The 365-nt window shown below is 49.6% G+C and carries 2 tRNA genes; both read left to right on the top strand.

Annotation, left to right across the window (positions count from 1 at the left end):
- Positions 1–124 precede the first annotated feature (124 nt).
- Positions 125–201, top strand: a tRNA-Ile gene (locus H4O21_RS24600).
- Between the two features lie 31 nt (positions 202–232).
- A tRNA-Ala gene (locus H4O21_RS24595) sits at positions 233–308 on the top strand.
- Positions 309–365: the final 57 nt, after the last annotated feature.

Raw genomic sequence — 365 nt, 5'->3', positions numbered from 1 at the left:
AGGTAGCCGTAGGGGAACCTGCGGCTGGATCACCTCCTTAAACGACACTCACAGTCATCACAGTAAAGTGTCCACATGAATTATCTGACTGATAATACAGAGCAAACGTTATCAGAACGTCCATAGGCTTGTAGCTCAGCTGGTTAGAGCGCACCCCTGATAAGGGTGAGGTCGGTGGTTCAAGTCCACTCAGGCCTACCATTTCTCTCTGATAACGGTCTTTCAGGTATCTGGGGCTATAGCTCAGCTGGGAGAGCGCCTGCCTTGCACGCAGGAGGTCAGCGGTTCGATCCCGCTTAGCTCCACCATTTCCTGAACACTTCTGTTTTCTCCAAAGTGAACATAACAAAGCTTATGCTTTCTTA

This window comes from Oceanospirillum sediminis (assembly GCF_014164585.1).
Classification (GTDB): Bacteria; Pseudomonadota; Gammaproteobacteria; order Pseudomonadales; family Halomonadaceae; genus Oceanospirillum; species Oceanospirillum sediminis.
The sequence above is the reverse complement of the archived record's forward strand: the minus strand, read 5'-3'. Positions and strand labels throughout refer to the sequence as shown.